The 4,738-nt window shown below is 41.4% G+C and carries 4 protein-coding genes and 1 pseudogene; 3 read left to right on the top strand and 2 right to left on the bottom strand.

Going from position 1 to position 4,738, the window contains the following annotated elements; all coding sequences use genetic code 11:
• Positions 1–115 precede the first annotated feature (115 nt).
• From H6G32_RS26160 to H6G32_RS26170, 3 genes and pseudogenes are all read left to right on the top strand, one after another.
• On the top strand, positions 116–268 hold the full coding sequence (locus tag H6G32_RS26160) for a hypothetical protein (protein ID WP_190459447.1): 153 nt from the start codon (positions 116–118) through the stop codon (positions 266–268).
• 92 nt (positions 269–360) lie between these two features.
• Positions 361–1,317, top strand: a pseudogene (locus H6G32_RS26165) (GNAT family N-acetyltransferase); the annotation flags it as partial.
• 268 nt (positions 1,318–1,585) lie between these two features.
• On the top strand, positions 1,586–2,083 hold the full coding sequence (locus H6G32_RS26170; RefSeq protein WP_190463654.1) for a DUF6174 domain-containing protein: 498 nt from the start codon (positions 1,586–1,588) through the stop codon (positions 2,081–2,083).
• Between the two features lie 115 nt (positions 2,084–2,198).
• Here the strand turns inward: H6G32_RS26170 and H6G32_RS26175 are convergent, their stop codons facing one another.
• Together H6G32_RS26175 and H6G32_RS26180 are read right to left on the bottom strand one after the other, a co-directional pair.
• Positions 2,199–3,308 (bottom strand): hypothetical protein, encoded by a 1,110-nt coding sequence (locus H6G32_RS26175; RefSeq protein ID WP_190463656.1) that lies wholly within the window; start codon positions 3,306–3,308, stop codon positions 2,199–2,201.
• A 344-nt stretch (positions 3,309–3,652) separates the two neighbouring features.
• The coding region (locus tag H6G32_RS26180; protein WP_190463658.1) for a tyrosine-type recombinase/integrase at positions 3,653–4,738 on the bottom strand (1,086 nt) is incomplete at its 5' end.

Below are 4,738 nucleotides of genomic sequence, written 5' to 3' on the forward strand. Positions count from 1 at the left end.
CTCAAGTACTGCTTTTAACTCTTCATTTGGATTAATTAAATTTTGCTGGCATCCATACATTTGTTTTGCCTCCTTACCTGTATGCTAACATAAGTGTGTCGTCATTGTGTCATGTATGACAAAAAAAGAATTACACATTAGAATTACCGAACGCAGAATGAATAAACTGCGGTTGTATGCTGCAAAAAAAGATACAACTATTGCCCAAGTTGTAGAGGAATTGCTTGGTACTCTACCTGAAATTACAGATATATTACAGGTAGGCTAAAGCCTACCGAGTCGTTTTTCATCCCCGGTCTGAAGTACGGAGTATGGCGCTGTGCGCCTGTTCCTCCGGGGCTTTCAAACTCCCGTCTGTTTCTTGTAAAAATGGTTGGTTATGAACTGATTATTGGCAGTAGTCTTGATGCACAGTTTGGCCCAGTGTTGCTGTTTGGTGCGGGGGGAAAACTAGTGGAGGTTTTTCACGATCGCGCGATCGCACTTCCACCTCTAAATACAACTTTAGCACGGCGCATGATGGAGCAAACGCAGATTTACAAAGCGCTCAAAGGAGTCCGGGGACGCAAAAGTGTTGATCTTGCTGCCCTTGAACAACTGATGGTGGTATTTAGTCAATTAGTTGTTGAACAGCGTTGGATTAAGGAAATAGATATTAACCCCTTACTGGCTTCACCTGAGCAATTGATCGCTCTCGATGCTCGAATTATCCTCCATGAACCAGATATTAGAGAAGACCAATTACCAAAGTTGGCAATTCGCCCCTATCCTCAACAATATGTTGGACAATGGACGATGAGAAATGGCACTCCTGTTACCATTCGTCCTATCCGTCCAGAAGATGAGCCGCTGATGGTGCAATTTCACAAAACACTCTCAGAGGAAAGCGTCTATTTTCGTTATTTTCACTTAATTAAACTCCAGTCTAGAGTGGCTCATAAGCGGCTAACACGCATCTGTTTTATTGATTATGATCGCGAAATGGCCCTGGTTGTGGAAGCTCAAAACCCCGAAACACAGACCAGGGAAATCTTAGCAGTCGGTCGCTTAAGCAAATTGCATAATACAAATGAAGCAGAATTCGCTATACTCGTAAGCGATCGCTATCAGTGCCAAGGTATCGGCACCGAGTTACTACAACGGTTGCTGAAAGTTGGTCGGAATGAGCAACTAAGCAGAATCACTGCCGACATCCTGGTTGATAATTACGCCATGCAAAAGGTTTGCCAAAAACTTGGTTTTCTGATCACACCCACAGATGATCAAACTGTAGTTAAAGCAGAAATTGATTTGAAAAATTCAAACTTCAAAAACTAAATATTTCCTGATATCCCAATACAGTTCAGTTAAGGGTTTTCCTTGGGATTTTTAGATAATGTACAGAAGTTATATGTAATGTTTATACATCAACTGGTAGTATTAATACTAAGCCTTTTTCCTGGGATACGCATAAACTTCTTATAGTATGCTGATAATTGTACACAGGTTCTAATCAGTACATTGATGTCTGTTGAAATATTTATACTGTCTCAAACTGGCATCAATACTCAGATTTTAGCTAACTAGATCAGGATTAAAGGTTTTTATGCGCTTACCCATTGCTATTAGTGCGGGATTACTGATTTCTCTTGGCTTGAATGCTCCAGTACTGTCTCAAGTCCCCATACAGGTAGCACAATTAACAACGATAGCTGCTAACCCAAACGCCGGACAATTAAAAAATAATCGCCAATTGTGGAATGACCAAAATATCTCCAACTATCGCTATACACTCACTAGGAGTTGTTTCTGTACAGCGGAGGCTAGAGGCCCTGTAGTCGTGGAAGTACGTAACGGCGCAACGTCTTCTGTCACTTTGGTTGCTACCGGTCAGCCAGTAGCTCCAGATATCTTTAAAGAGTATGATACAGTTCCCAAACTTTTTAATGTGATCAAAGAGGCGATCGCTGGTAAAGCATCTAGCCTAACTGTAGAATACAATTCTACACTCGGCTACCCAACCCAAATTAACATTGATTACAACAGTCAGATAGCTGATGAAGAAGTTTATCTAACAATTGAAAACTTCCAAGTGATTAATTAGACATCTGGTGGAAAAGAATGTAGAGACGTTGTATACAACGTTTCTACACAGAGAAGTGGTTTATTTACCTGAAAATAGCTGTATTTAATTTTCACTGCCTTGATGGCTTTTATTTCTACCCCAACACCTCAGAAGAGAACATATGGGACAACGCCTGAAAATATGGCATTAAGGCGTTAGCTTGTTTAGGAGTCAGGTTTTCGTAGATTTCATGTCTTAGCAAGTGCAGCATTTGGCGAATTAGTTCCCATTGCACTTTTAATGTGGGATAGAGCATTACACACAGAGGAAATAATTCTTGTTGGATAGCGGCGATGTTTCCTTCTAAAGCACATACCCACAGATATACTTGGAACATCTCCACATCACGTATACTAGAGGTTTTTACTACTGGCTCAATCAAAAAACCAGACATAGTGCGGTAAGTTGGGAAGAGTTCAATTACCCTTTGGCAAATCTTTGTAGCAATTTGTGTACTAATTGGTAATAGCTGTTGCACTGCCGACAAGATGGTGGAATCATAATCATGTTTAGCTGCTGCCTCATAGGCACGTTGCAATGGCATATATAAATGGTCATCAATAACTTTAAAGTATGCACCAATGAGCGATCGCTCTACCGAATCTAGGGATTCTGTGAGCATTTCGCTAGTGTAATGAAACTGCATACTTACAAAACCGATAATTCGGGGATCAAGACTGGCGTATTTTTTTCTAATCGCTCCTATATCTGCACCAATTACCGTAGCTAACTGGTGAGGAGCCACCTGTTCTGTATAAACTTCTAACGCCTGTTCATAAAGCGTATTACCTTCCTCAGCCATTTTCATCACCAGAGAAAGGGGACGCACTGCTGCTTGCTGGGTGTATACATCCAAAGCTTTTTGGTAAATCTTAAAAGAATCTGCCGCAATCTCCCACGGATTAATGATGCTAGGGTTTATCTGATGCTGCTTGACTTCCTCCGATAGCAGCGCCTCTGTTTTGTTCCAGGCTTTAGCGCTGACACTCCGTAAAGATGTCATTATTTTTTGGGCGGTTTTCTCTCGCCCCTCTAGAGACACTAACGCAGACAAATTCAGCGGTTCGGAACTTTCAGGCTCGGTAGTATCAACCTGGAGGTTCTGCAAATACTTTCTAGCCCATTGCTGTGCTAGAGATTCGACAGATATATTATTTCCTATCTCTACATTTGGTTGTAAATTATTACCTAAAACCTCTTTCATGGCAGATATTATTTATTATTTATTATCTTGGTGTCGTCTGAAAAGCCTGAAATACTTAATTGATTATATAATAAATGATTATACGCTTTAAATAATCTTTATCAAATCTACGTATATTTTCGGTGATCAAGAAGTGACATTTACTTGTAAAGTACAGCACTCTTGTAGAGAGGCAGCGCTGATCTAATTGCTCATACAGTCCGTGAATTAGTTTTGCTATCGTTAACTTCAAAAATTCCAGTGCGTTGTGCTCCTGTGGCTTCGCTATAGTCTCGGCTAACACTCTATAACCTAGCACTGAAGGACTTTTTAAAAAACTTTTGAGTAGCGTTTGAGTAGTGAAATTAAAAATCGGGGCAATCAGATGCTGCTACTTCTGGATGACAATAGTAAGTAAGCACCGTTGCGGTATTGTCACCAAGCCAGTAAGCCACTTTGTCCAGGCTAATGCCGCTGCTGATAGCATGAGTAGCAAAGGTGTGCCGTGTTGCGTATGGCTTTAAATAGGGGACTTTCCCTTCTGCTGCTAGTTCGCGAACGACGCCGGGGTATTGATAAACGACTTTGCCTCGCTGCGATCGCCCTTCTCTCCAAAAAGCGTCCATTGTATCAGAGTTCATTTGCTTGCCAATCTTTGAGAGAAATACCGAGTCTGTGGGTTTGGCGTCGGCTGGACGCATGGACAATAGCAGTGACTGCAACTTCGACCCGGATCGACAAGGAAATATTCTCTTCTTCCCGTTTTTGGTTCCCTTAAGTATTCGGTGATAGTTTTTAGATTTTGTAATTGATATACGACAGCAGTCTGAGGAAATATCACCCCAGGTCAGAGCAAATGCTTCACCTGGCCTACAGCCAGTCCAAAACAGGAATTTAACCAGGGCTGTGTAATGAGAATGTTTAGGGTGGCTTTCAAACGCCCGGATGATTATGTCTCGTTGTTCCAAAGTGAAAGCACGAAAATCATCATCGTCTCTGCTTGATTTTTTTGGCTTTTGAATTTTCAGGTTGACGAATGGGTTAGAGGTGATTAATCCAGACTTACAAGCCCAATCGCAGCAGCTGCTAAAGGTACCGAGCAATTGCCAAGCCATGTACCCAGTAAAATTAGCCAACATCCATCGGCGAATGGTGGCCGCATCAGTTAATTTTTGAGATGGCAGGCGGTTGATATATCGTCCAACAGATTTATATTTACCCAGCAGAGTAGTTTGTTCTAGCTGGCTAGATTTAAATTCTGTGAATTTCTCCCATAGGTCAGAGAGGGAATATTCAATATTTTCTGGAATCTCTTTAACCCCGAATCTGTAGCGGTCAAGGGTGGGGTCAAATATACCTAAAGAAATTTCTCGCTGGATTTCCTCCCAGCGAGAATCTACAATTGCTCTATTCTTGGCTGAATCTTTTAGCCCAGAATTTAGGTAAAATTG

This window comes from Cylindrospermum sp. FACHB-282, from assembly GCF_014697195.1.
Classification (GTDB): domain Bacteria; phylum Cyanobacteriota; class Cyanobacteriia; order Cyanobacteriales; family Nostocaceae; genus Cylindrospermum.